This is a genomic window from Enterobacter sp. MGH119 (genome assembly GCF_001037675.1).
Lineage (GTDB): Bacteria > Pseudomonadota > Gammaproteobacteria > Enterobacterales > Enterobacteriaceae > Enterobacter > Enterobacter hormaechei_C.
In genome coordinates, this window is sequence record NZ_KQ089929.1 from 607,232 (window position 1) to 631,780 (window position 24,549).

29 protein-coding genes are annotated in these 24,549 nt (G+C 54.0%); 21 read left to right on the forward strand and 8 right to left on the reverse strand.

Annotation, left to right across the window (positions count from 1 at the left end):
• The first annotated feature begins 5 nt into the window (after positions 1-5).
• The 19 genes from SK53_RS02805 (at position 6) to SK53_RS02895 (ending at position 17,332) form a co-directional block, all read left to right on the forward strand.
• A complete protein-coding gene (locus SK53_RS02805) occupies positions 6-1,526 on the forward strand; it encodes a phage portal protein (protein WP_048208472.1) in 1,521 nt (506 codons plus the stop codon).
• Complete coding sequence (locus SK53_RS02810) at positions 1,474-3,576, forward strand: ClpP-like prohead protease/major capsid protein fusion protein (protein WP_369794020.1); 2,103 nt, start codon at positions 1,474-1,476, stop codon at positions 3,574-3,576. The genes SK53_RS02805 and SK53_RS02810 overlap by 53 nt, the downstream gene beginning before the upstream one ends.
• Before the next feature lie 68 nt (positions 3,577-3,644).
• The gene (locus SK53_RS02815) at positions 3,645-3,980 is read left to right on the forward strand and encodes a DUF2190 family protein (RefSeq protein ID WP_045348835.1); all 336 of its coding nucleotides are present in this window, start codon (positions 3,645-3,647) and stop codon (positions 3,978-3,980) included.
• The gene (locus tag SK53_RS02820; protein ID WP_048208474.1) at positions 3,980-4,336 is read left to right on the forward strand and encodes a head-tail joining protein; all 357 of its coding nucleotides are present in this window, start codon (positions 3,980-3,982) and stop codon (positions 4,334-4,336) included. Before SK53_RS02815 ends, SK53_RS02820 begins: the two co-directional genes overlap by 1 nt.
• A 1-nt stretch (position 4,337) precedes the next feature.
• Positions 4,338-5,000 (forward strand): hypothetical protein, encoded by a 663-nt coding sequence (locus tag SK53_RS02825; RefSeq protein ID WP_047353905.1) that lies wholly within the window; start codon positions 4,338-4,340, stop codon positions 4,998-5,000.
• An 8-nt stretch (positions 5,001-5,008) separates the two neighbouring features.
• Entirely contained in the window at positions 5,009-5,563 is a 555-nt protein-coding gene (locus tag SK53_RS02830) for a hypothetical protein (protein ID WP_047353906.1), read from the forward strand.
• Positions 5,556-6,179 (forward strand): phage baseplate assembly protein V, encoded by a 624-nt coding sequence (locus SK53_RS02835; protein WP_032619493.1) that lies wholly within the window; start codon positions 5,556-5,558, stop codon positions 6,177-6,179. Before SK53_RS02830 ends, SK53_RS02835 begins: the two co-directional genes overlap by 8 nt.
• Positions 6,180-6,217: 38 nt before the next feature.
• Entirely contained in the window at positions 6,218-7,687 is a 1,470-nt protein-coding gene (locus tag SK53_RS02840) for a phage tail sheath family protein (protein WP_048208475.1), read from the forward strand.
• Complete coding sequence (locus tag SK53_RS02845; protein WP_023299868.1) at positions 7,684-8,190, forward strand: phage major tail tube protein; 507 nt, start codon at positions 7,684-7,686, stop codon at positions 8,188-8,190. Before SK53_RS02840 ends, SK53_RS02845 begins: the two co-directional genes overlap by 4 nt.
• Positions 8,191-8,241: 51 nt before the next feature.
• Positions 8,242-8,529, forward strand: a complete 288-nt coding sequence (locus SK53_RS02850; RefSeq protein WP_023299869.1) for a phage tail assembly protein — start codon at positions 8,242-8,244, stop codon at positions 8,527-8,529.
• 114 nt (positions 8,530-8,643) lie between these two features.
• A complete protein-coding gene (locus SK53_RS02855; RefSeq protein ID WP_048208477.1) occupies positions 8,644-10,734 on the forward strand; it encodes an AAA family ATPase in 2,091 nt (696 codons plus the stop codon).
• A 5-nt stretch (positions 10,735-10,739) separates the two neighbouring features.
• Positions 10,740-11,201 (forward strand): phage tail protein, encoded by a 462-nt coding sequence (locus SK53_RS02860; protein WP_369794028.1) that lies wholly within the window; start codon positions 10,740-10,742, stop codon positions 11,199-11,201.
• Complete coding sequence (locus tag SK53_RS02865; protein ID WP_048208479.1) at positions 11,182-11,391, forward strand: tail protein X; 210 nt, start codon at positions 11,182-11,184, stop codon at positions 11,389-11,391. Before SK53_RS02860 ends, SK53_RS02865 begins: the two co-directional genes overlap by 20 nt.
• A gap of 2 nt (positions 11,392-11,393) precedes the next feature.
• Positions 11,394-12,512: a contractile injection system protein, VgrG/Pvc8 family gene (locus SK53_RS02870; protein WP_048208480.1), complete on the forward strand. Its 1,119-nt coding sequence runs from the start codon at positions 11,394-11,396 to the stop codon at positions 12,510-12,512.
• 36 nt (positions 12,513-12,548) lie between these two features.
• Positions 12,549-12,902: a GPW/gp25 family protein gene (locus tag SK53_RS02875; RefSeq protein ID WP_048208482.1), complete on the forward strand. Its 354-nt coding sequence runs from the start codon at positions 12,549-12,551 to the stop codon at positions 12,900-12,902.
• On the forward strand, positions 12,886-13,800 hold the full coding sequence (locus tag SK53_RS02880; RefSeq protein ID WP_048208484.1) for a baseplate assembly protein: 915 nt from the start codon (positions 12,886-12,888) through the stop codon (positions 13,798-13,800). The genes SK53_RS02875 and SK53_RS02880 overlap by 17 nt, the downstream gene beginning before the upstream one ends.
• On the forward strand, positions 13,793-14,344 hold the full coding sequence (locus tag SK53_RS02885) for a phage tail protein I (protein WP_048208486.1): 552 nt from the start codon (positions 13,793-13,795) through the stop codon (positions 14,342-14,344). Before SK53_RS02880 ends, SK53_RS02885 begins: the two co-directional genes overlap by 8 nt.
• Before the next feature lie 2 nt (positions 14,345-14,346).
• Positions 14,347-16,908, forward strand: a complete 2,562-nt coding sequence (locus tag SK53_RS23860; RefSeq protein WP_053070160.1) for a phage tail-collar fiber domain-containing protein — start codon at positions 14,347-14,349, stop codon at positions 16,906-16,908.
• 1 nt (position 16,909) lies between these two features.
• On the forward strand, positions 16,910-17,332 hold the full coding sequence (locus SK53_RS02895; protein ID WP_032634116.1) for a tail fiber assembly protein: 423 nt from the start codon (positions 16,910-16,912) through the stop codon (positions 17,330-17,332).
• A gap of 3 nt (positions 17,333-17,335) precedes the next feature.
• On the opposite strand, the gene SK53_RS02900 is transcribed toward SK53_RS02895, so the two are convergent.
• The 4 genes from SK53_RS02900 to SK53_RS24015 form a co-directional block, all read right to left on the reverse strand.
• Positions 17,336-17,902, reverse strand: a complete 567-nt coding sequence (locus SK53_RS02900) for a serine acetyltransferase (protein ID WP_045345254.1) — start codon at positions 17,900-17,902, stop codon at positions 17,336-17,338.
• 81 nt (positions 17,903-17,983) lie between these two features.
• Positions 17,984-18,394, reverse strand: a complete 411-nt coding sequence (locus SK53_RS02905; protein WP_048208489.1) for a type II toxin-antitoxin system HicB family antitoxin — start codon at positions 18,392-18,394, stop codon at positions 17,984-17,986.
• A gap of 21 nt (positions 18,395-18,415) precedes the next feature.
• Positions 18,416-18,595: a type II toxin-antitoxin system HicA family toxin gene (locus tag SK53_RS02910; RefSeq protein WP_012906750.1), complete on the reverse strand. Its 180-nt coding sequence runs from the start codon at positions 18,593-18,595 to the stop codon at positions 18,416-18,418.
• 240 nt (positions 18,596-18,835) lie between these two features.
• Positions 18,836-18,943 (reverse strand): YnaM/YnfT family protein, encoded by a 108-nt coding sequence (locus SK53_RS24015; protein WP_350360576.1) that lies wholly within the window; start codon positions 18,941-18,943, stop codon positions 18,836-18,838.
• An 826-nt stretch (positions 18,944-19,769) separates the two neighbouring features.
• Here SK53_RS24015 and SK53_RS02915 point away from each other — a divergent pair.
• Both SK53_RS02915 and SK53_RS02920 read left to right on the forward strand, forming a co-directional pair.
• Entirely contained in the window at positions 19,770-20,093 is a 324-nt protein-coding gene (locus SK53_RS02915; RefSeq protein ID WP_003859653.1) for a hypothetical protein, read from the forward strand.
• Between the two features lie 29 nt (positions 20,094-20,122).
• Positions 20,123-21,049, forward strand: a complete 927-nt coding sequence (locus tag SK53_RS02920; protein WP_022651459.1) for a LysR substrate-binding domain-containing protein — start codon at positions 20,123-20,125, stop codon at positions 21,047-21,049.
• A gap of 5 nt (positions 21,050-21,054) precedes the next feature.
• Here SK53_RS02920 and SK53_RS02925 read toward each other — a convergent pair whose 3' ends face one another.
• The 4 genes from SK53_RS02925 to livM all read right to left on the reverse strand — a co-directional run bounded on the left by SK53_RS02925 (position 21,055) and on the right by livM (position 24,548).
• Positions 21,055-21,525 carry a hypothetical protein gene (locus tag SK53_RS02925; protein ID WP_023314369.1) on the reverse strand — a complete coding sequence of 157 codons (471 nt, stop codon included), beginning with the start codon at positions 21,523-21,525 and terminating at the stop codon, positions 21,055-21,057.
• A gap of 163 nt (positions 21,526-21,688) precedes the next feature.
• The gene (locus SK53_RS02930) at positions 21,689-22,405 is read right to left on the reverse strand and encodes an ABC transporter ATP-binding protein (protein WP_017384431.1); all 717 of its coding nucleotides are present in this window, start codon (positions 22,403-22,405) and stop codon (positions 21,689-21,691) included.
• Positions 22,402-23,277, reverse strand: a complete 876-nt coding sequence (locus SK53_RS02935; RefSeq protein ID WP_003859662.1) for an ATP-binding cassette domain-containing protein — start codon at positions 23,275-23,277, stop codon at positions 22,402-22,404. The genes SK53_RS02930 and SK53_RS02935 overlap by 4 nt, the downstream gene beginning before the upstream one ends.
• Positions 23,274-24,548 carry a high-affinity branched-chain amino acid ABC transporter permease LivM gene (gene livM, locus SK53_RS02940; RefSeq protein WP_003859664.1) on the reverse strand — a complete coding sequence of 425 codons (1,275 nt, stop codon included), beginning with the start codon at positions 24,546-24,548 and terminating at the stop codon, positions 23,274-23,276. The genes SK53_RS02935 and livM overlap by 4 nt, the downstream gene beginning before the upstream one ends.
• Position 24,549: the final 1 nt, after the last annotated feature.

Below are 24,549 nucleotides of genomic sequence, written 5' to 3' on the forward strand. Positions count from 1 at the left end.
GTTCTATGGGCATTCTTGAAAGAACACTGAGGGCAATTTCCCCCGGGTGGGCCGCGGCACGCGAGCGGGATCGACTCCGGCTTAATGCGTATGAAGCGGCAAATCCGTCACGGTTGCACAAGGCGAAAAAGCAAAGCCAGTCGGCGGACACCTCTGTGTTTGCAGCAGGTCAGTCCCTGCGGGAACAGGCCCGGTGGCTTGATGAAAACCATGATCTGGTGATCGGCCTGTTCGACAAAATGGAAGACCGGGTGATTGGTGCCCACGGGATCCATGTTGAGCCTCAGCCCCTCGATCTGGAGGGGAATCTTCATTCCGATTTCGCCGGGAAACTTTCGGCGCTCTGGGCTGAATGGTCCGTGCGTCCTGAGGTGACTGGCATGTTCACCCGCCCGGAAGCCGAACGCCTGCTGCTGCGTTCAGCACTGCGTGACGGGGAAGTGTTCACTCAACTGGTCAGGGGGAATGTGCCGGGTCTGCAACATTCCACCTCCGTACCGTTCTCGCTGGAAATGCTGGAGGCGGATTTTGTTCCGTTCAACCTTAACAGCATCGCCGGCCAGCAGGTTCGCCAGGGCATCATCGTTAACAACTGGGGACGTCCCGTCGGCTACCGCGTTTACAAGTACCACCCGGCAAATATGACGCGGTTCAGCGCTGAACTTAAAACCGTCTCAGCTGAAAACATGCTTCACCTTGCGCAGCGCAAGCGTCTGCACCAGCTGCGCGGTATCAGCCTGATCCACGGAGTCATTACCCGTCTTTCTGACATCAAGGATTATGAAGAGAGTGAACGCGTTGCCGCCCGTATTGCCGCTGCGCTGGGGTTCTATATCAAGCGCGGAGATGCGCAGTCTCTTGGTGAAGACGGGGAGTTTTCACCTCCCGGCGGCCAGCGTCATTACGATATCGCCCCGGGCATGATTTACGACGACCTGCGCCCGGGTGAAGACCTGGGCATGGTGGAATCAAATCGCCCGAATGTTCACCTCTATGAATTCCGAAACGGACAGATGCGGGCCGTGGCCGCAGGCACGCGCGGCAGCTATTCCAGCATTGCCCGGGACTATAACGGCACCTACAGCTCCCAGCGTCAGGAGCTGGTGGAGAGCTTCGAAGGGTACAACGTCCTGCAACAGTGGTTTGTCGGCCAGCACAGCCGGCCCGTTTACCGCGCATGGCTGGCGATGGCGTTGCTGAGCGGCGTTGAAGTGCCGCCGGATGTGGATCCGAATTCTCTCTATAACGCGCTTTATCTTGGCCCGGTGATGCCTTGGATTGATCCGGGTAAAGAGGCTAATGCCTGGAAAGCCATTGTTCGTGGCGGTGCTGGTACCGAAGCGGAATGGGCACGGGCGCGGGGTAAAAACCCGCAGGAGGTTAAACGCCAGCGACTGCGTGAAACCGAGTTTAACCGTCAACACGGGCTGGTGTTTGATTCCGACGCCGCCAACGACAAAGGAGCGATGCCAGATGCAACGGCAAAACCAAAAGACGATCGGCGCGAGCCGGACGATGATGATTAACCCCCGCGCCAGCCTGGCGGGTGTCGATGCGGCAAACGGTCAGTGCTGGTACGAAATCCGCGCGCTGTCTGCCGGGCGCGTCGAAATTTTCCTCTATGACGTGATCGGCGGCTGGGGCATCACAGCCCAGCAGTTCGTCGCGGACTGTAAAGAAGCCGGGGTGTTTGACGCCAGCGCGGTGGATTTACATATCCACAGCCCCGGCGGCGATGTCATGCAGGGATTTGCCATCTACAACACCCTGTCGCGGCTGAAAGCGAAAGTGGATATCTGGGTGGACGGGGTGGCGGCCAGCATGGCCTCGATGATTGTCTGCCTGCCCGGCGCCACGGTGCACATGCCGGAAAACGCCTGGATCATGGTCCACAAACCGTGGGGCGGGATCGCCGGGGATTCTGATGACATGCGCGATTATGCCGCGTGGCTTGATCGTAACGAAGCCCTGATGCTCAGCGCCTATATGAATAAAACCGGACTGGGGCAGGAGGAACTGGAAGCGATGCTGAAAGCGGAGACCTGGCTTAACGGGGCCGAGGCAGTGGAGAAAGGTTTCGCTGACACGCTTGAACCTGAACTACAGGCTGCGGCCTGTGTGAATGAAAATAAACTGAAGGATTACCAGAACATGCCAGAACAGATTAAATCTCTTTTTGCGCCGCGCGCCGAAGCTCCGGTGAATCAGCCACAGCAGCCCGCGCCGGTACAGACGAACCTGAACCCGCCAGCGCCACAACAGCCCGCGCAGCAGATGACTAATATCGATATCACTGCGCTGGCCCAGCAGCTGCAACAGCAGATGCAGACGGCAAACGCTGAACGCGTGAACACGGTTTCCGCTGTTTTTGAGGCGTTCCCGACCTTCGCAACACTGAAGGCGGAATGTCTGGCCGACTTCTCCTGCACGGCGGAAAAAGCCCGAGACAGACTCCTCCAGGCGCTGGCGGCAGGAACTACGCCGAGTGCCGGTCCGGGTGCTATTCATCTTTATGCCGGAAACGGCAATCTGGTCGGTGACTCCATCCGTGCTGCGGTAATGAGCCGCGCGGGCTATGCGCAGGCTGAAAAAGATAACGCCTACAACGGTTATACCCTGCGTGAACTGGCGCGAGCTTCCCTTGTGGATCGCGGGATCGGTATTTCAGGTGCAGGGACAGCACAGGCGATGGTCGGCCTTGCGTTTACCCACAGCAGCAGCGATTTCGGCAATATCCTGATGGATGTGGCGCACAAGGCGGCACTGATGGGCTGGGACGAGGCCACTGAATCATTCGAACAGTGGACCCGTAAAGGCACCCTGACTGATTTCAAAACCGCGCACCGCGTCGGTCTGGAATCACTTGCATCGCTTCGCAAGGTCCGTGCCGGGGCGGAATATAAATATGTCACCATCAAAGATCGCGGCGAGCCGATTGCGCTTGCGACCTACGGCGAACTTTTCAGCATTGACCGCCAGACCATCATCAATGATGACCTGGACATGCTGACCCGTATCCCGCAGGCAATGGGCCTTGCCGCGCGTGCCACCGTGGGCGATCTGGTGTGGGCAGTTCTGACCAGCAACCCAAAAATGTCCGACGGCAAGCCGCTGTTCCACGCCGATCATGGCAACCTGGTCTCCGCCGATCTGAGTATCGAAGGCCTGGATACGGCGCGTAAGGCGATGCTGCTGCAAAAATCAGGCGACCGCCGTCTGAATATTCGCCCGGCCTACATGCTGACGCCAGTGGCCATCGAGTCCCGCGCTAACCAGCTGATCAAATCTGCAAGCGTACCGGGCGCGGACGCGAACAGCGGTATCGTTAACCCGATCCAGAACTTTGTGACGGTGTCCTCTGAAGCTCGCCTCGATGACAGCAGCCCGACGGATTACTACCTGACCGCCGCACAGGGGCGCGACACCATTGAGGTGGCGTATCTGGACGGTATTGATACGCCATACCTTGAGCAGCAGCAGGGCTTCACCGTTGACGGTGCCGCGTTCAAGGTACGCATCGATGCCGGGGTGGCACCGCTTGACTGGCGCGGCATGGTTAAAGTCACCAAAAAATAACGACCGTCATCTGACGGTTTTTTATTACGGGGCGGCGCGTGCTGCTCCTTTTTTGTCTGGAGAGAAAAATGGCGAAAAATTATCAGCAGGATGGCAAAACCCTTGATTTTCAGAATACCGGTGCGACCGATATTCATTCGGGTGACGCCGTGCTTTCAGGTGCGCTGGTGGGCGTTGCTCACGACGACATTCCGGCAGGGTTGTGGGGGGTGCTGCATACCACGGGGGTGTTCGTCCTGCCAAAGGCAGCGGAAGCGGTTACTGTCGGCCAGAAGCTCTATCTGGCAGACGGTAAACTGACTGCGGAAGCGGGTGAGGCAGCGGCTCCGAATCCTCTGGCGGGCACGGCCTGGGCTGAGGCGGCGGCGGATGCGGATTCTGTTCCGGTCCGGCTTGGTTACTGATGAACCGCTTTCGGCAACGCCTGTTAAACGCGGATGCCCGGATATCCCGGGCATTTGCCGAAGAGGTGCCTGCTGTCCTGTCTGTCGGCGCTGAGTTGCGTCCTGTTACTGTGATTTTCGAGACGCCTGATGTCCCGGTTGACGTGCCCGGCGGGGGGCAAATTCAGGATCGCTCTCCGGCCTTCAGCGCGATGACCGCTGATATCGTGGGGCTTGAGAAGCACCACGGCGTGGAGATCAACGGCACGGCTTATCGTGTGACGCACATTGGCGCTGATGAAGAAGGCCGCACCCGCGTCACGCTGGCGTATGGCGCACCGGGTAAGGTGCAGCCGGACATCAATAAGTGGAGCTGATATGGCGCGTGAGTCCAGACTGCGGCGGGATTTGCCCGTCGATATCGATGTGGATGCCATCTGGCGGATAGCGGAGCACATCGGTGCCACCCATAAACAGTTTCGGGCAGCGTATTCCCGTGCGCTGAAACGTACCGCCGCCACCTTGCGTAAAAAAGCGATGGCTGACCTGAAAGACGGGCTGGCGCCGCGCAGCCTGGATCTGGTGCGCCGGCGTCTGCTTTCCTTTCGTCTTGATCGCGCTTCTCAGTCACAGCTGGATAATTTTCGTCTCTGGTTTGGTCTCAATGCCATCAAGGTAAAAGACCTGAAAGGCAGGATTAACGGGCGGGTCAGGCCTCACCATACCCGACGGGATAAATCCACCGGGCGGTATATAAAGGCACGGCGCCAGGCAGTAAACGCCGGATTCACCCCAAAGGGCAGCCTGCTATCCCCGCGCACATTTGAAAACGGGGAAGTGGCGCGCTCCCGCCGTGAAAACCGCCGGACGGTGGTTATTCGCGATCCGGATACCCGTCGTACCCGCGAAGCGGAAGTCGATATTTATGAGCCGATGCTGAACTACATCGAAGATAACGCCTTTGCGGAGGCGATGGAGATTTTTATGCATCACTTTGAAACCGATCTGCGCGGGCGTGTGAAAGCCCGTATTTCTGTCTGAGGTTGACTATGGCCGAGCCATTACTGCTGGGGCAGTATCACGATGCTGTCACCGGCGCGCTGAGAAAAATTGCGTGGGTGCGTGACGCCGATGCCTACCCTGAAAAAAATGTCCCCCGTTTTACAGGGCTGACCACCCCGGCGGTCTATTTCTCCATAAACGGCTGGGAGCAGGGCGGCGGCAACGAGGGGCAGCTTAAAGTGAATCTGTCCTGCGATTTGTTCGTTGTGGTGGACGCGGCAGGCGCTGGCGTCAGCCGACCCGAAATTTTCCTGCGCACGGCGGCGGCGGATATCACGCAGTGGATTGACGGCCAGCAGTTCGGCCTGACCAGTCTTGAGCCAGCCGTCTTTATCGATGCGTCACGCGATGAGTTTGATCCGCGCATGGATGATTACCTGGTCTGGCGGATCTCCTTCACACAGTCAGCCGCCTTTGGTGCGGATCCGTTTGCACAGCTGAATGCCCCGCTGAAAGCGGCCTGGCTGGGCAAGGCACCGGATATCGGCCAGGCACATGTGGACGATTATCAGCTGATTTACGAGGCGAAACCCGATGAGTGATATCGAGGGCGATTTACAGCGCCGCCTGGCGAATATTGTGCGGCGCGGGGTTATTCATTCCGTTAAGCATGATGGTATACCGAAGTGCCGGGTGGATCTGGGCGACATCACCACTACCTGGCTGCCGCTCTGCCAGGGCTTTTCCGGGGCAAACCGGGCTGACTCCAATCCGTATGCGGTCGGGGATGCGGTCACGGTGCTGTCGGAGGCGGGTGAGCTGAATAATGGCCGGGTGTTTCCCGGCTGGAATACCGGCGGTCTGCCGGTACCGGAGGGCAGCGACAGCGAACATATCACCCGCTACGGTGACGGTACCGAGATCCGGTATGACCGCGCCGCGCATGCCCTGACCATCACGCTGGCGGAGGGCGGGACCTACAAAATTATCGGAAAGGGAACGCTTGATGGTCCGGTGGAAATCACCGACACCCTCACAGTTCAGGGCGTTACGCAAATCAATTCCGACACGAATGTGAAGGGAAACATCGGTGCAACACAGGAAATTTCGGACGGTACCGGGAAAATGAGCGGGATCCGCGAAACCTACAACGGCCATGACCATAAAGAAAATGGTGATGGCGGCGGAACCACGAATCCCCCCAATCAAAAAATGTGACCTGCCGCGGCAGGTTTTTTTATGCCTGGAGAAAATAAATGGCGAATTTACATGGTGTGGAAACGATCGAACTGACATCCGGTACGGTCGCGGTCACGACGATCCAGACGGCCATTATCGGCCTGGTGGGTACTGCGCCTGATGCCTCTGCCGGAACGCCGGCGAGTGCCAGCACAGGAACCCCGATTCTGGATAATGTTGTGGATTTTTCCGCGACAGTTGCTGGCAGGTCAGGAAATGTGGTGGTGGTTGAGGCTGTAGCCGGCATCCCGAATGAAGAAAATCCCGCAGCGATTGAGACTTCTGCTGCCTGGAATGCGGAGGCATTAACGCTGACTATCACGCTTGGCTGCGATGAAACGGGCAAGCTGACGGCAACCCCTTCAGCAGTGGCCACTGCCGTGGGCGCGGTGGATGATGTGGCTGTCACCGCAACGGGAAGCGGGAGTGGCGTGGTCACACCGTTCCGGTTGCAGCTGGCAGGCGGCGAAGATGAACCTTTCCCGCTGAATACCCCTGTGGCGATTGTCGGTACCTCGATGCTTTCCCGGCTCGGTGAAAAAGGCACGCTGAAGCAGGCCCTGATGGAAATCAATGATCAGCGAAATGCCCTGACGGTGCTGGTGCGCGTGGCTGAAGTTAACGATACAGCTAAACAGCGTGCGGCGGTGCTGACCGGGATCGGCGCGCTGTCATCTGCTCGCTCCGTGACAACTTACCAGCCCCGTATCGTCATCGCGCCGGGGTTCAGTGAGGATGATGCCGTGGGTAAGGCTCTGGAAACCGTTGCCGGCAAGCTGCGGGCGGTGGCGTATGTTGACTGCGAATCCGGTGCGTCACTACAGGAAGTGGTCCAGCGCAGACAGTCCTATGGTACCCGCACCGAACTGCTGCGCCCGCGCGTACAGGTCAGCAATGCCGACGGCCAGCTGGTCTATCGTCCTTACTCTGCGTTTGCGGCGGGGTTGCGTGCCCGAATCGACTTTGAGAAGGGCTGGTGGTGGAGTAAATCCAACCAGGACATCAATAACATCCTCGGAGTGGAACAGATCGACGAGTTTATACTCGGCGATGAAAACTGCGACGCAAACCTGCTCAACATGCAGAACGTCTCTACCATCATCCGCCGGGCAGGGTTTAAGCACTGGGGCAACCGTCTGTGCGGTACCGATCCACAGTGGCGCTTCGAATCGGTTCGCCGAACCGCAGACGTCATCGAGGACAGTATTCAGGAAACGATGCTGGAATACGTTGACCGTCCGCTGGACCGGGAGAATGCCGACGACATTATCGGCACCATCAACGCCTATATGCGCCAGCTGGTCGGCCTCGGAGCCATTTTCGGTGGTCGCGCCTGGCTGGATGAAGAACTTAACACCGCTGAGAGCATGGCGGCGGGCGTGCTGTACATCAACTATGACTTTGGTCCGAAATCGCCGACTGAGCTTATCAGCCTGCGCGTCCGGGTGAATAACAACTATGCGCTTGAGGAGATGCTGGCAGCATGAGCGAAAAAAACACATTACGCGTCTGGACCTTCTTCCGGCAGGGGATCCGCATACAGGGGGCGCATGAATTTACTCCGCCGGCATTGTCCATTGTCAAAACGGATTTGCGTACCGGCGCACAGGATGCGCCGTCCCCCGTTGATGACGGTATGGAAGCACTCACCTGTCAGCTGAAGTTTTACGGTGTGGACGTGGATATGCTGACCGCCTTCGGTTTTGTCAGCGGCAGCCGTCCGCGCTTTACGGCCTATCAGGGCTATCTGGCTAACGGTACCGCGCTGGGTACCATCGAGGAGATCGAAGGCTTTGTGCAGACAGTCACTCCCGACGCGCGTGGCAAGGACAGCCTGTCCGAAAATGCCGTCACGGTGGAAATCGCCGTGAGCTATTACCGTCAGACCAAAGACGGTCGCGAGCTCTTTGAGATAGATACTGAGCGCTTCTCGCGCCGGGTGAATGGCGTGGATGTTCTGTCGGGTCTGGCGGCAAAAGTACGGCTTTAACTTCAAACAATCTTACAACGGCCTGCGGGCCGTTTTTTTATGGAGATCAACATGTCTTTTCCTGGTGAAACACGCGTTATCAAACTGTATTCCCCTGTTTCCTTTGAGAACGGTGGCCTGCTCGAACAGGTGACGCTGCGCGAGCCGCTGGTCCGTGACCGCATTGCCTTTTCCAAAGACCGCGGCAGTGAAGAAGAAAAAGAGGCGCGCATGATTGCGCTGCTGTGCAACCTCAGCGAACAGGATATCTGGCAACTGACTGCGGCAGATTATGCCCAGCTGCTGGACGCGTTTAATGTTTTTATGCTCCCGCCCGAGAAGCGACCGAAAGAGGGCTGATGCGGGCGATACGTTTTCTGGGACGGCGCCTGCATTTTCCCATGACGGAATACCTGGATATGCCGTTCAGTGTGTTTTCGGATTTTCTCACCGACGAAGTGGAGGCGGTAAATCGTGGCCGGATTAAGCCAGAACCTTAAGGCCGTCATTACCTTTGGCGGCAGTATCGACAGCTCCTGGAGCCGTTCAGCGAACAGCCTGCAAAAAAGCCTGAAGGACGTCGGAAAGCAGTCAGAAAAACTGACGAAAGACCAGGCCAGGCTGGCGGCTGAGATTAAGCGCGCGAAGCTGGCCGGGCAAAATCTTGGCGATCTTAAACGGCGTTACAGCGACGTCTCCCGTGAAATCCGCAAGACGGAGGCCGAACAGCAGAAGCTGAATCAGCAGATGCAGAAGACGCAACGGCTGGCCGCCTTCAAGGGGGCAGGGAAAGGGCTGTTTCGCCGTGGGCTCGGTATGGCCGGACAGCTGGGCGGGATGGTGGCTCCCGGGCTGGCGATTGGCGGCGGTGGCGTGGTGGCTTCCGCCCTGGGTACCCTGATTGCACCGGCGGCCACCAATGCAGAAACGGCCCGACGGGCCGGCGTGGCGAAAAGCTATGGCGTCGATATCCCGACGTTTGATGCCTGGGACACGCTCGCGAAGCAGTACGACATGAACGGGGAGAACATCGGCGACCTGTTCGAGGAGTATCTTCACAAGGCAGGAGAGTACAAGCAGAACGGCAAGCAGGGTTCCCTTCAGGATGCGTTTGAAACGCTGGGATTTAAGGCGAGGGATTTTGCCGGCCTCAGCGATATGGCGCAGTTCGAAAAAATCGTCGAGCGTGCGCTCAGCATGCAGGACGAGTCGAAAGCGTCGTTTGCACTGGATTCGCTGTTTGGCGGCGAGGCCAGCAAACTGCTGATGCTGCTGAAGCAGTCCGGCAAAAGCTACCGTGACCTGATGGACGAGCAGCGGCGCTATAACCTCGTCACGAAAGAGGGGGCTGAAGGGGCGATGGAGGGCAACCGCGCCATCACCAGCCTGCGCACGGTCTTCTCCTCTGCTGTAGCGGAAATCTCAGGGCAGCTGGGAAACGAGCTGGCACCGGATATCCGCCGGCTGACGGATGATATGGCGGAGTGGTTTAAGGGGGGCGGGATCAAACGCATTGTCAGTTTCCTGCGTAATGATCTTTACCCCGGCGTGCTGACGTTCGGCCAGGGCATTGTGTTCGTCGGAAAAGTGGCCTACGCGCTGGCGAAAAAATTGTCCTGGCTTTTACCGGATGAGAGAAGCGATCAGCGGGACGTACTCAAATCGCTGGCGATGACCGGCTCGGTTGATATTGCGCGCATGACGGCGCAGCGCAACGGTCAGGGCGAATGGTTTGAGCAGCAACTGAAGGAAAAGCCGGACCTGCCTGATGATGTGAAAAAATCGTACCGGGACACCCGGGGATTTTTCCGCGACGACGATGACACCTTTAACAGTACGCTCGATAAATACGTGGCGCCGGAAAGCAACGGCGCGCCGTTCTCCTGGGATTCAGCACTGAACCAGAACCAGGAGACGGCTGTGCAACCGGGACATGAAACATCCGACAGCACTGCCGGCGCCTGGAATAATTACAGACTGCCTTCCTTTCCCTCGTTTGAAAAAAGTAGCGTCTGGCCCGCAGCGGAAAAACCGAAGGGATCCGCAGACAACATCTCCGCGGATAAGCCGGTGGTCAATGTCGACGTTTATCCTTCCCTTAACTGGACAGCAGCAGAGGAAAGATCTGATGGGAATTCAAAATACCCGGCACAGCGTATCCCGGATGTGAATGTTGATGTCGATTCGTTACCGGGGACTGACAAAGCGCAGGATTTATTCAGGGGTAACGAACGTTACAGGGATAAAAGCGCAGACGTCCTGCACTTACCGCCTGAGATTAACTCCCGACAGCCTCCTGATCCTGTTTCAGACAGACCGGCAGAACTGTCAGGTGAAGTGGAAAGTAGTTACTGGGAAACTTTACTTCAGAAGCTGGATTTTGCGGACAAAGCGCCACCTCCCCGACAACTGACCGACAACCGTCGTTTCGAATTTCATTATGAGATACATGGCACACCTGGTCAGGATGAAAAGGCGATCGGGGATGAAGTTGTCGCGGTGACTAAAACCAGTCCGGTATTTAACGGTGACAGCAGCATGCTGGACGGAGGACAAATCTGGTGAGTGAAATTATTCCTGTCTTTGAAGACTACGGGCAGTTTCAGTCCAGCGCTGTTCGGGGGGCTCAGGCCGCCCGGGTGATGATGATGCTGGGCGATTTTGCCTTTTCGATCGACACCACGGCATACAACCAGCTGACCCGCGAGGCCAGCTGGCGATGGAGCGAACAGGAGCGGATCGGGAAGCAGGATTTATTGCAGTATACCGGCAAGCCCGGGCGAACCGTCCGGCTTGAAGGGGAATCGCATGCTTTCTTTCGCAAGGGGGTGGATGCTGTTAACGATCTCTTCGACCTGGCAGACCAGAATCAGCCTCAGCAGCTGGTCAGCGGTGAAGGAGATGTCCTGGGCTGGTGGGTGGTGATCGACTTCTCAGATACGACCAGCCGATTCCTGCCGGGCGGCGGCCACCGAAACAAAAACTGGACGATGACGCTGAAACATTATGCCGATGACATATCAAACCCGTGACGGTGATGTGCTGGATGCGATCTGCTCGACGCATTACGGCACAGAGAACCTTTCTTATATTGTGACGCAGGTTCTTGAAGCGAATCCTGGACTGGCTGACCGTGGGGCCGTTTATCCTTCAGGTCTGTTTATCACTTTACCGGATCTGGCTCCGCCGGTTCAGGCTTCTGCTTACAGCCTGTGGGATTAAAAATGGCAGATCAGATTGTTAAACCGGAATATGCTCCCGCTTTCAGCGTCAGCGCTGAAGGAAAAGATATTACCCGTGCGCTGCAACAATGCCTGGCAGAGCTGACGCTGACTGATTACGGAGGTGCCACGGCAAAAGCAGATGAGCTGAAAATCACCCTGCTCTCGGAAACGCTCCCCCTTCCGACAAAAGGCGCTCGTCTTCGCGTGGCGCTGGGTTTTAATGATCATCTGGTGGATAAGGGCTGGTTCGTGGTTTCCGGCGTGGCCAGCAGCGGCCCGCCACGTCGTATCGAAATTTATGCCACCGCTGCGCCAATGAACGCGCAAAAACAACCGGGTGATGTGATCAGCCAGAAAACACGCAGCTGGGATAACCTGCGACTGGCGGATTTGGTTAAAACGGTAGCGAAAGAAAACGGACTGGTACCAAAAGTGGCCGCAGAGCTGGCCGACATTCATATCGACCACGTTGACCAGGTGGCAGAATCGGACGCCAATCTGCTGACGCGCCTGGCCCGAACATGGAATGCTGTCAGTAAACCGTCGGGCGGATACTGGCTCTTTCTGCGTCAGGGAGCCACGGCAAATGCGTCCGGCGAACAGACCGCAGCTCTGATTATCACACCAGAAGAGGTGTCAAACTGGTCTTACAGCGAAGGAGAGCGGGGCAGTTCGACAGGGAAGGCCACCGCCAGCAGTGGTAAGTCTTCAGGCAAAATCGGCGTACGTTATTACGATGAGGCTGACGGGAAGACCAAAACCACCACGGTTGATCATGATGGTCCCTCAATGGCTAACCCGTATACCCAGCCTGTAAAAGCTACTGCCGATCAGCAGGCCAAAGCGAAAAAAACGCAGGCCCGCCGCAATGAACAAAAAATGACAGTAACGGGGCCCTGCCGACCCAGACACGTTCCTCTTACGGCAGAGTCTGGCGTATCCACGTCCGGCTTTGGCGAACGGGAAGATCGCGCCTGGGTGGTTGAGTCGCTGGTGTTTTCCCTGACACCTGCGGGTTTCAGTTTCACATACAACCTGGTGGTTGATATTCGCAAGCCTGCGAAATCCCTAAAAAAATCCGGCAGCAAGGATAAGACCGGCACGGATTACTTCGGATAACTCTCAGCCATCCGACAAACAGATACGGAAAATACTATGAACGGTGTAAACAGCCGGACCGGGAAACGCCTGTCCGGTAGCGATCATCTGCGCCAGTCCGTCAGCGATATTCTCTCCACGCCCGTCGGCAGCCGTGTACTGATCCGTGATTATGGCAGTGACCTGTTTTCGCTGGTTGATAACCCTCGTGATGACCTGACCAGGCTTCGCATTATCGCCGCGACCGCCTCGGCGCTGGCACGCTGGGAACCCCGGCTTAAGGTCACGCGCGTTGTCGTTTCTTTCCCTGCTGACGAAACGGGGTGTGTGGTGGATATCGAAGGGATTAACAAACAGAACAATCTTCCTGTCAGCACCGGAGGCATACCGATTTATGGCAAGCAGCTATGACGTAATTAACCTGTCCGCCCTGGCGGTGCCGGATGCTATCGTGGTACCGGATGCCGCTGACATTTTTACCCGCTGGCTGGCGCGCCTGCGCGAACTGGATCCGGAATTTGATGCGCTGGTGGAATCTGACCCGGCGTATAAACAGGGTGAAATCAACGCCTACCAGCTCACCCTGGCGTTCCAGCGGGTTAACGACGCAGTACGCGCAGTTTTCCTTGCCAGTGCCAGAGGGGCCGATCTCGACCAGCTGGGCGCGGCCTTTAACGTTTCCCGTCTGGTGATTAATCCCGGCGATCCGGATGCGGTTCCCCCTGTCGACCCTGTTTATGAAGACGACGACGCTTTCCGGGAACGTATACAGCTTTCGTGGGCGCAGCTGAATACGGCCGGCGCGCGTAACGCTTATCGCTTTCATGCCAAATCTGCGGATAACGATGTGCTGGATGCGGACGCCTACGGGCCTGAAACCCATAACCGGCCCGGCGAGGTAGATGTGTACGTGCTCTCGCGCACAGGGAACGGTCAGGCAGGACTCATTCTTATTGAAACTGTCATGAACACACTGAGCGCGGATGAAGTCAGGCCGCTCACCGATTTTGTCAGTGTGAAGAGTGCCAGTATCGCCAGCTATACCGTTAAGGCTGAACTCGAAATACCAGACGGTCCGGATGCACAGACGGTACTGGAAAACGCGATAAGTACGCTGACGAGCTACACACAGCTTTCCCATCGTATTAATGCCATCGTTCCGCTTTCCGCGATTTACTCAGCACTTCAGCAGCCCGGCGTATCCAGAGTTAAGTTGCTCAGCCCGACGGCTGATCTGGAAGCGGCAGCAGGACAGGCCCCGTGGTGCAGCGCGATAAACGTCACCCGTAAAGGAGGAGTGAGTGGATAAATTTCGATCTCTGCTTCCACCTTCAGCTATTCACCCGGAACGGGCGCAGGAACAGGCAAGCACTGAGCTGATCACGGCGCTGGATACTGACATGGTACGTAAGGTGAAAAATCCTGATACCTGTCCCGCACATTTGCTGCCATGGCTGGCCTGGGAATTCGCGGTGGATTCATGGGAGGAGGCTTGGACCGAGCAAGAAAAAAGGCAGGTGATCAGGGATGCCGCTTATGTCCATCAGCACCGGGGCACCGCCGGGGCGGTCAGGCGGTCGCTGAGCGCCGTCAGCCTCCCGACCACCGTGATTGAGTGGTGGGAGGATACACCGCGCAAGGATCCCTACACCTTCCGCGTGGAGGTTTACAGCTTACAGGCTGTTGACGAAGCACTTTACCAGCGCATACGGCGCCAGGTCGATAAAGCCAAAAACCTCCGCAGCCTGTTGACCACTATCGATGTGATCGCCGATCTGGGTGCGAAGGGAACTTATTATGCCGGCGGTGCTGTTACCGCCTGGATTGACGTTGTTATTGAGGCCGGAGAATAACCATGGCTGAGAAGTATTACAGCATTCTGACAAACCGGGGCAAGGAGCTGGAGACGCAATCCTCTGCAACCGGGAAGCCCGTCATCATCAAAGATTTTGTTGTGGGGGACGGGAACGGGCAGGCCGTTAAACCGGATCCTGCGCAGACGAAGCTGGTGCGTGAGGTATATCGCAGCGCAATTTCTGCACTACAGGTTTCTCCGGATCAGGCGAACCAGTTTTTTGCTCAGCTGGTACTTCCGGTTGCCGTTGGTGGATTTGTAGTCAGGGAAGTTGGCCTGCTGACAGATGCAGGCGAACTGTATTCTGTTGCGAACTGTGCTGCCATTGAAAAGCCTGAAAACGGTGTCAGCGTTAATCTGCAATTCCGTCTTGCGGTATCTGATGCGGCAAACGTAGAGCTCAAAGTAGCGACCGGAGATGGTCTGTTCCTGCGCATTGATAAAAACCTTTCTGAAATAGCGGCGAGAGGGGAGGCTGCACAAAAAGGGGCTCGCGAAGCCATAGGCGTTTATGATGCGACAACCTCACGTAAAGGACTTGTGCAGCTCAGTAGCGAAACCGACAGCTCGTCAGAGACGCTGGCTGCGACACCGAAAGCTGTCAGAGAAGCCGCTAAGGAGATCAAGGACGCGCTGGGAACGTCCGCATCTAAAGACGTCGTCACATCAAAAACAGATGCAACTGCTGGCCGCGTGCCGGTTGTAGGCTGGATGGGATTAGGTGGATATGGTTCGGACATTCTGCTTTCTGCTGCTGATGCCAGAAAACCTCTGCGGAATGGCTTCTACGGCGTGCAGTCGGAGCCGACATATGGAAATGCTGCCCTGATTAGTTTTGCCTATGACTCAGGCTCTCAGGTGCACCTTATTGCAAAACAAGGCGGCCAGGCGCCGTTAATCGGGCTGGCAGGCTCTACGCCACAAGGCGTTTTTGGTGACTGGGGAAAAATTTACACAGAGTTTCAGAAGCCCACCGCAATTGAAGTCGGTGCTGTTCCATATCGAGGGACGCTTGGTAATGTCGATTTGAATACAGTCAGAGGTACGCAGTACGGGCGGTTTAATCAGGCTTTAACTGCCAATGCTACTACTGCGAGGAATTACCCCATTACTGAAGCCGGCGAACTGGATGTTCACCAGACCAGTGCAAATGGAGCGGAGGCCTGCGTACAGGAATATCGTACTTTCAGTTCTCGTCGTGTTTTCCTTCGATCTTATAACCCGGCAGATAACACGTGGACAGAATGGTGTGAGTTCTATACAACAGCCAAAAAACCAACCGCGACGGAGGTTGGAGCTCTGCCTATTACTGGTGGGACCGTCACGGGTAATGTGATTGCGAATGGGTATTTGCGTTCAGGTAATACTCGCAAGCTTGAAGTCAGTTCTTCAAATACATCCACTCTTGATGGGATAATTAATCTTTGGGGTAATGCTGACCGACCGACAGTATTAGAATTTAAAGATGCGACGGGATACCACTTTTATTCGCAACGTAATGTAAATGGTTCCATATCATTTAATTTTAATGGTGCCGCAGAAGTCCGGGGGGCAATTTCTGCTCATGGTGAAATTGTTTCAAGAGCTGCGAATGGCCTGCGTATCGCCTACGGTAATTTTGGCGCATTCTGGCGAAATGATGGCACAACGCTTTATTTGATGTTAACAAACTCTGGCGATTCGCTGGGTAATTACAACTCACTTCGCCCGCTGTATGTGAATCTAACCACGGGCGCCCTTCAGTCAGGAACGCCGCTATCGGTTTACAACACAATCACTGCAAGCGAACAAATTACCGCAGGCAAAGAAATGGTGGCAGGTTATTCCGGTCCCTACGCCTGGGCTGAACAGTACAAATCGAAAGCGCCATTTTTTAACTCGTATTCGACTACCAACCCGAGTGAGTATCATCCGGTTATTAAACAGCAGTCAACCGTTACTGGTAAGAACTCCTGGGCATTTTCAATGGGGACGTTAGTTAGCGGAGATGTTCTTTCGTGGCACCTGCATATGAAGGGAAGTGGCTCGCAGGATATTAATTTCAAATGGGACACTAACGGCAACTTTAACGCGCCGGGCCAGGTGAATCCGGGAAGTTATGCCAATTTTGATAACCGTTATTACACCAAAACACAATCAGATGCGGGGTACATGCCAAAAACAGGCGCGTACACCAAAGCTGAAAGTGACGGGCGTTTTCAGCCTAAAGGCAGCTACACCCCTGCGGGGCAGGCTTACACGAAGGCGGAAAGCGATGCACGGTACAACCTCAAAAATACCGCAACCAAATCAGCCAATGCCATGACGCATAAAGATGCTTCAACAGGTGTTATGGAAGTAGTTATGAGTAATATAAACGTTCCAAGCAAAACAAATGTTAACGTGACATTTCCAGCGGCTTTTCCAAATGCATGTGTAGGAGTTGTAATTACATATAATGGGGCAGGGCATGGGTCTGGCGATGATTCGGTAATTTATGTTCCGTCTTATTCACGTACAGGATGCACATTATATGCTCATAACGCCGATGGTAAATTTATGCTAATTGCTAAAGGATATTGAAATGAGGATTTATTTTAGCCCTAGCGAAATTGGTTTTTATCATGAATCAGATAAACAAGCTTATTTACTAGCAGGTACGTGGCCGAATGATTTACTTGAAATTTCGGAGAAGTGGTTCCTGTATCTATTGGAAGGTCAACAGAAAGGTAAGGTAATCACTGTAAATGATTACGATCAGCCTGTCCTTGTAGACCCGCCAACCGCCACTAAAGAGCAGCTCCTTGCCGAGGCTGATGCTCAGAAAGAAGCGCTCATGAACTCAGCCACTGCCGTAATTGAGCCATTGAAAGATGCCGTTGAGTTGGGCATGTCAACAGATGAAGAGGAAGATTTACTGTTGGCATGGCAGCAATATAGGGTGCTGTTGATGCGGGTTGATACATCGCATGCACCAGATATCGAGTGGCCTGTATTGCCAGCATGATAATCAGGAATGCTTAAATTTTAATATTAACTTCTTCTCATTGTAGGCAACAGTGTTGTCCGGAATGTCTTTATTAACAAAAGTCATAGCGCCTATCGTGACATTGCTGCCTATAGTGAGATTGTTACCGATAATCGAGGTCCCAACTCCCAGATCAACGTTATCACCTATTGTTATCCTTGGGCTGGAGTTTTCATTCTTTACCCCCCCACCAATGCCAATGGTACAGTTATGTCTTATTTTGAAATTTCGTCCGATAATTACACATCCGTTTATAACAACTGATGTGAAGTGAGTTATATGAAGACCAGGTGCAATTGTAGCTGGCAGCTGTATCTCAGTGTTGTACTTTTGGACAAGTTTTCTATTAATTCTTCTGGCCAATTGTTTTTTCCATTTGGCATCGGAACTATAAAGATAAGAAGCAACTCGCCACCAAAAATTAAAGCGTCTCTCAGGGCACTTTAATGCTTTATGAAAAACGCGCGTCCATGAGAATTTCTTGTCGCTTTTCATTACTTCAGCTTGTAAGCACTCACGTAAATGGCGTTTTGATAGTTGATTACTCATTTTGAAATTCTCATTTTCACTTTTTCTGACTGGATCCGCGAATACATAGAGGGCACTTTCGCTAAAAGCCTCTTTCGAGGCTTATCGTTTTTCTCGTCCAATTACTTTATCTGCCGCGACGCGCGATAAGAAGCCAGACCGACTGCCGTATTCTGGATGCGCGGCCACAAACTGATCGATACGACGGATCAGTAATGAGGGAAGCGTCACATTGATTTTTTCCGCTTTTCCCATCAGGCGAGTTATATCCACGTCAACCAGGGCCCATACCGCACCGGTGTATTCCGGATCAGATAGCCAGTTTTCGACGGTCGTTGCTTCCGGAACGTTCTCGCCATCTTCAACCAGTAATTCGATGTGTGCCTCGATCGCTTCACGTACGCTTTCGATCGCGTCCTGATAATCATCACCACCAGAGAAGCAGCCAGGAATATCAGGTACGCGAACGCCGAAGGATGAATCGCCTTTATCAATAGCAACAGGGTACAACATGTAAACCTCCAGTAGGGGGGCTTAGAGCCCCGCCTGTTTTTTGATGCTTTTCAGTGTTGGTAACGGTATGTCTTTCTGTGGATGCTTTACCGTTACCAGCCCCTTTTTCGTTGGGTGTTTGAACTGGTGATGACTGCCTTTAACTCTCACCAGATACCACCCATCGGCTTCTATCATTGCTATTGCATTCCTGCTATCCATCCTCCGGCTCTCTGTGTTGTCTTGATGGGGTTATAATAACCCCTCGCTAATCGAGTGTCAATGATTTTGGGGTTATTGGGGTTATTAAATGCAAACGGCAGAAGAGAAGTGTAAGCAGCAATTGAGGATGAAGAGATTTTACTTAGATATGTGGTGCGTAGAATGCACTGGCGATCTTGCTGTCTGCATCCTTGATAAGAATTTCTCTGTCCTAAAAGACAGTTTTGATAGATAAAAAGATTAAAAGTTATCAGGATTATTCGATGTACTAATGCCGACTTTGATGAGACTCAATATCATCAACCCAAGAACTACTGCCACGGTAGAAGTGATTATGAATGCTGTCATGATGACCCTTTAATTGGTGAGCATGTTTATTAGACTCTGCGGATTCATAAACGTTCAGATTGCCCTGCAATATAGGTAGAGTTTTATCATGCGTCACTGAAGAATAACCAATCATAAGCGGCTGGTTTTTTTGTGTGGTTTTGGTCGGAACGAAAGAATTTTTAACCTCCGCCTTCAACACTCCATTGTCGGTGAGCGGACCAAAAAAGTTTCGCCATTATGATTTTTTGTTACCCGTAAGCAGTTGATTCATTTGATCATAAAATTATGAATTAATGGTGAAAATTAAACGTATGTATCTGATTACTATAGATAACACGCGTGATTTAAAATCCCTCGGCGTTCGCGCTGTGTGGGTTCAAGTCCCACTCCGGCTACCATGGGAAAAGCAGAATAATCAAAGCAATAAGCAGTGTCGTGAAACCACCGAAAGGTGGTTTTTTTGTGCCTGCAATTCCCCCTTCCTGACAACAAATCTTATTTTTCGTGCCTGACCCATGCACAACCATAATTTTTCGATCATTATGCGTCGAGGGCGTTTCCTTATCGCGTAAATTCTTATATCTCCGTTTCATCGATTGCCCTGCGGCAGCTTCGCAGATAACTTCATTTGGATTTTCCTTAGAAAAAGTGGAAGAGCTTGCAAATGGGCTGGGCAAGGGTATCAACAAATGATCAAAACATTGTTCTCCGGCGACAAGCTCTCGAACGTACAGGATATGAACTACGGTTGACAAGAGGCATCTAAAACCGCAATGGCGCTGGATTTGACCACTGGGAGCATTACGGGATGGCAGATGTACCAGATAGCTAAAGAGAATTGATTATGTCACAAGAATTAGAATTTTCGCTTCATCCACCCGTTTGGCCTGCCATCGTCTATTTTGTTGTATCTGTTGCAATTTTTTTCTTGCTTTATCTCGGGAAACTAAAAGTTAACAGGCTGCATAAATACCCGCTATTTATCGCATATATGGTGTTTGTAATCGCTGTTGCAGCCGTTCAGATAAACATCTTTGCTAATGGCTACGAGTTTGTCCGCAGCTTTTTGCATATCGATTTTGACCCCTATCGATATGACTCGGTATATTGGGGATCATTGTTTTTCTCCATAATTTACTTGCTGGCGTTGCCCCGGAACAAGTTTTAGCATAATGAAATTTTCATTTAAGGGACGTTATGTCTTTACCGCCATTGTATGCACTGCGTGCGTTTGAAGTTGCTGCGCGGTTGAACTCCTTCAGTAAAGCCGCTGAAACGCTCAATATTACGCCGGGTGCGGTCAGCAGACATGTTCGTACCCTTGAACTGTGGTTCGACTGCGAGCTTTTCAAAAGGCAAGGTCCTCGCGTGGAGGTCACTGAAGCCGGGCGAGTGCTTGCCGGACAGCTGAACGAGAGCTTCACGAGCATTGAATGGGCCTGCCGGGCATTTCGCAGTGAAAACCACCTGCTGCGGTTAAAAGCACCCAGCACCCTGACCATGAGATGGCTTCTCGACGTGCTGCGATCTTTTCGCAACAACCATGCAAAACCACAGGTTGAGATTGCCAGCGTCTGGATGGACATTGATACCGTTGATTTCAATCTTGAGCCCTACGACTGCGCCATCCTTCTTGGTAATGGCCGTTTTGGTGACACAACGGAAAGTCAGCTGCTTTTTCATGAATGGCTTATCCCGGTTTGTACTCCATCACTTATCGAACCGGCCCGGCAACGGCTTCCGCAATGTGATTTGATCCATCCTTCACCCGACAGACGTGACTGGCGGCGCTGGCTGCGAAGAACAGGATTGTTCCCGGGGCTCGATATGAGCAGCGGTATGGTGTTCGATACCCTTGAACAGGGAAGTATTGCCGCGATGAACGGGCACGGCATCGCTATCGCCGACCTGCATCTCACGCTTGATGCCCTGAAAAGCGGCCTGCTGGGCCTGCCGTTCAGGGAAGCTATTGCGACAGGGGATGGCTACTACCTCGTCTGGCCAAAAAATTCACTCAAAAGAGAGAGCATTCAGCATCTTCTGGCCTGGCTGCAAAACCATACCCCGGTCGTTCCGGCGCTGGATATCGATTATCTGGAATACGATGACAGTCGGGTTTATTAATACCGTTATGAATAAGATATGTTTGCCATCTTTTTATAACGTTCTGGCAAAGCGCTGTTCAGGCTGAGTACCTTATCCAGAATATAAAATGCTGGCGTGTTTTTCTGTTGCTCAGCGTCAATGATTGCCGCGCGTAATAGCGTGGCGGCAGACGAAATTCTGTGAAAATATTCTTCAGTCTCGGGCGTCTGTAATTCACCCGACGTGGCGTAACGCACGTCCGGCCAGCCGGAGAAGTCGAGCAGCGGAAGGGGCTTTCCTGCTTCAGGATGACAGGCTGAAATCAGCGCAGCCGCTTGCTTAGGGTCGCGATGGGCAACGGATAGCATGTATACGCGCTGCGCAAACGGTGACAGAGCCTCAGAGTGATGTTTCGTCGCCATAAGCATGGCCATAAAATCCTGTAAATCATCGGCTGAATCGGTGTCAGGTGGTAATACAGTTTTCAATAACTGATATAACGCATCAAGTGTCATATTTGCCCCGGATCCTCTTATCATTATTATTCAGTTTGCGGCTGAACGTTTTATCGACCCGCGCAAAGGCGGGTCGTGAAGATGATATTTGAATGCGGTCGCATCAGAAAAACGATTAATAATGGCAATCACTGTGAGTTTTTCTCACTATAGCCTTTTCGTTTCACACTCCACCCAGGTACGCCTTCCTCACCTCCGGATCCTTCAGCAACGCCTCGCCGCTGCCGCTTAACCGAATCTGGCCGTTAACCATCACATAGCCGCGGTCGGACAACTTCAGCGCGTGGTGCGCATTCTGCTCGACCAGAAAAATCGTCATTCCGTTACGGGCCAGTTCGCGCAGCGTCTGGAAGATCTGTTTAACCACGATTGGCGCGAGGCCGAGGCTGGGTTCATCCAGCAGCAGAAGTTTAGGACGGCTCATCAGCGCGCGGGCGATAGCCAGCATTTGCTGTTCACCGCCTGAAAGCGTCATCGCCCGCTGGTTACGTCGCTCTTTGAGGCGAGGGAAGAGGTCGAACATGCTTTGCATATCTTCCGCTGCATGCTGATTGCCGACGGGGATTGTCCCCATCAGCAGGTTCTCTTCTACAGACATATCCGGGAAAATGCGTCGTCCCTCAGGTGCCTGCGCGATGCCGCCGGTGGCAACATAGTGGGTAGATTTGTGGCTGATATCCTCGCCGCAGAAGAGGATCTGCCCGTTGCGGATCCGGGGCTGACCAAAGACAGACATCAGTAATGTTGACTTCCCCGCGCCGTTAGCGCCAATTAGGGCCACGGTTTCCCCTTTGTTAACCTCAAGCGAAACCTGCTTCAACGCCTGGATCACCCCGTAGAAAACATCCACATCCTGAAACTGAAGCATCGGTTCGCTCACAGATTTACCTCGCTTTCGTCGGTGCCCAGATACGCGGCAATCACTTTTTCATTGTGCTGAATCTCAGCCGGTTTACCTCTGGCAATTACATCGCCGTGATCGAGCACAATGATGTCATCTGAAATGCCCATCACCATCCCCATATCATGCTCGATCAGCAAAACCGTGATGTCATGGTGGTCGCGCAGGAACCGGATGATCTCACTCAGCTTGTGCGTCTCCACCGGGTTCAGGCCGGCAGCAGGTTCATCGAGACAAATCATCTCCGGGCCGGTACACATGGCGCGGGCGATTTCGAGGCGTCGTTGCTGACCATAGGACATTTCCCCGGCCAGACGGTTCGCGCAATCCACCAGATCCACCACCTCCAGCCAGTAAAACGCCCGGTCCAGCGCATCGTTTTCTGCCCGACGATACGCAGGGGTATTCAGCACACCCGCCAGCAGATTGCGGTTGACGCGCATGTGCTGTGCCACCAGCAGGTTTTCCACAACAGACATCTCGCGGAACAGGCGGATGTTCTGAAACGTGCGCGCAAGACCCGCGCGGTTCACCAGATGCGTGCCGCCAAACATTTTATAGAACAGGCGTTGACCAAGCTGCGCCGGGTTGAGCCAGTCGCCCGGCTGGAATTTCTGGCCGAGCACCTGAATGACATTGGTGGTTTTATTTCGTGCATTGAACAGAATGTTGCCGCCGGAGGCCCGGTAGAAACCGGTCAGGCAGTTAAAGACGGTCGTTTTTCCTGCGCCGTTAGGCCCAATGAGTGCGGTAATGGAGCCGCGCTGCACCTCAAGATTGACGTCGTTTAAGGCCTTGATCCCGCCGAAGTGCATCATCAGATGTTCTACACGTAAAATCGTTGCGTTCATGGCGCCACTCCTTTACGCACGGTAAATCCGCTGCGGTTGATGCGGATCAGACCGCGAGGACGCCAGATCATCATCACCACCATCAGCATGCCAAACAGCAGCACCCGGTATTCCGCAAAGCTGCGCAGCAGTTCCGGCGTGACGGTCAGCACAAAGGCGGCCAGTACGACGCCGACGGTGGAGCCCATCCCGCCCAGGACCACAATGGCGAGGATCAGGGCCGATTCAAAAAAGGTGAAAGAGGTCGGGTTAACAAACCCCTGGTAGGTGGCAAAAAACACCCCGGCGATACCTGCCGTCGATGCGCCCAGGGTGAAGGCCGAGAGTTTGACCAGAACGTGATTCAGCCCCATGGAACGGCAGGCAATCTCATCCTCACGGAGCGCTTCCCACGCCCGTCCAATGGGCATTCGGGTCAGCCGGTGTTTAATGTAGAGCACCAGCATGACTACCAGGAAAAGTACCGCATAGATGAAAATAAACTTCATGTTGGGGTTATAGGTCAGGCCGAAGAACTCGTGGAAGGGGACGCCGCCTTCTTTGGCGCGTCGGCCAAACTCAAGGCCAAAAAAGGTTGGGGCAGGGGCTGAAACGCCGTTTGGCCCGCCGGTGAAGGTGAGCCAGTTGTTCAGCACCAGGCGGATGATCTCGCCAAACCCGAGCGTGACGATGGCGAGATAATCCCCGTGCATGCGCAACACCGGAAAGCCAAGCAGGGCGCCTGCGCCCGCGGCCATTAGCGCCGCCAGCGGCAGCATGCTCCAGAACCCAAGCCCCAGATACTGATACCCGAGCGCCAGCCCGTAAGCGCCGATGGCATAGAAGGCGACATAACCCAGATCCAGCAGCCCTGCCAGGCCAACAACAATGTTCAGCCCAAGACCGAGCAGGACGTAGATCAGTCCGAGAATGGCAACCGTCAGAAGGTATTTCGTTGCTACAAACGGGAAGCAGATCGCCAGCGTGACAATCAGCGGAATGATCCAGCGCATGCGGCTTTTATACGCCGGCGGCCGGACATACACGCCCGCATTGTCGGATTCAAACCGCGTCTGTAAACGTCTTCCGGCCGCCGTAGCTGAAAAGGCGCTCAGCAAAAAACGTCCCACCATCACCGTGCCAACAATCCACGCCAGCCGCTGGCCGTCAAAGGTAAAGCTGTAACCATCCAGTATCACACCCGCAATCGGGCCGAAAATAATCAGGGCGATCATTCCAGAAAAAATTGCGTCCAGAATGCAGCGCTTCAGGGAAAAACCGTCAGAGGTCATC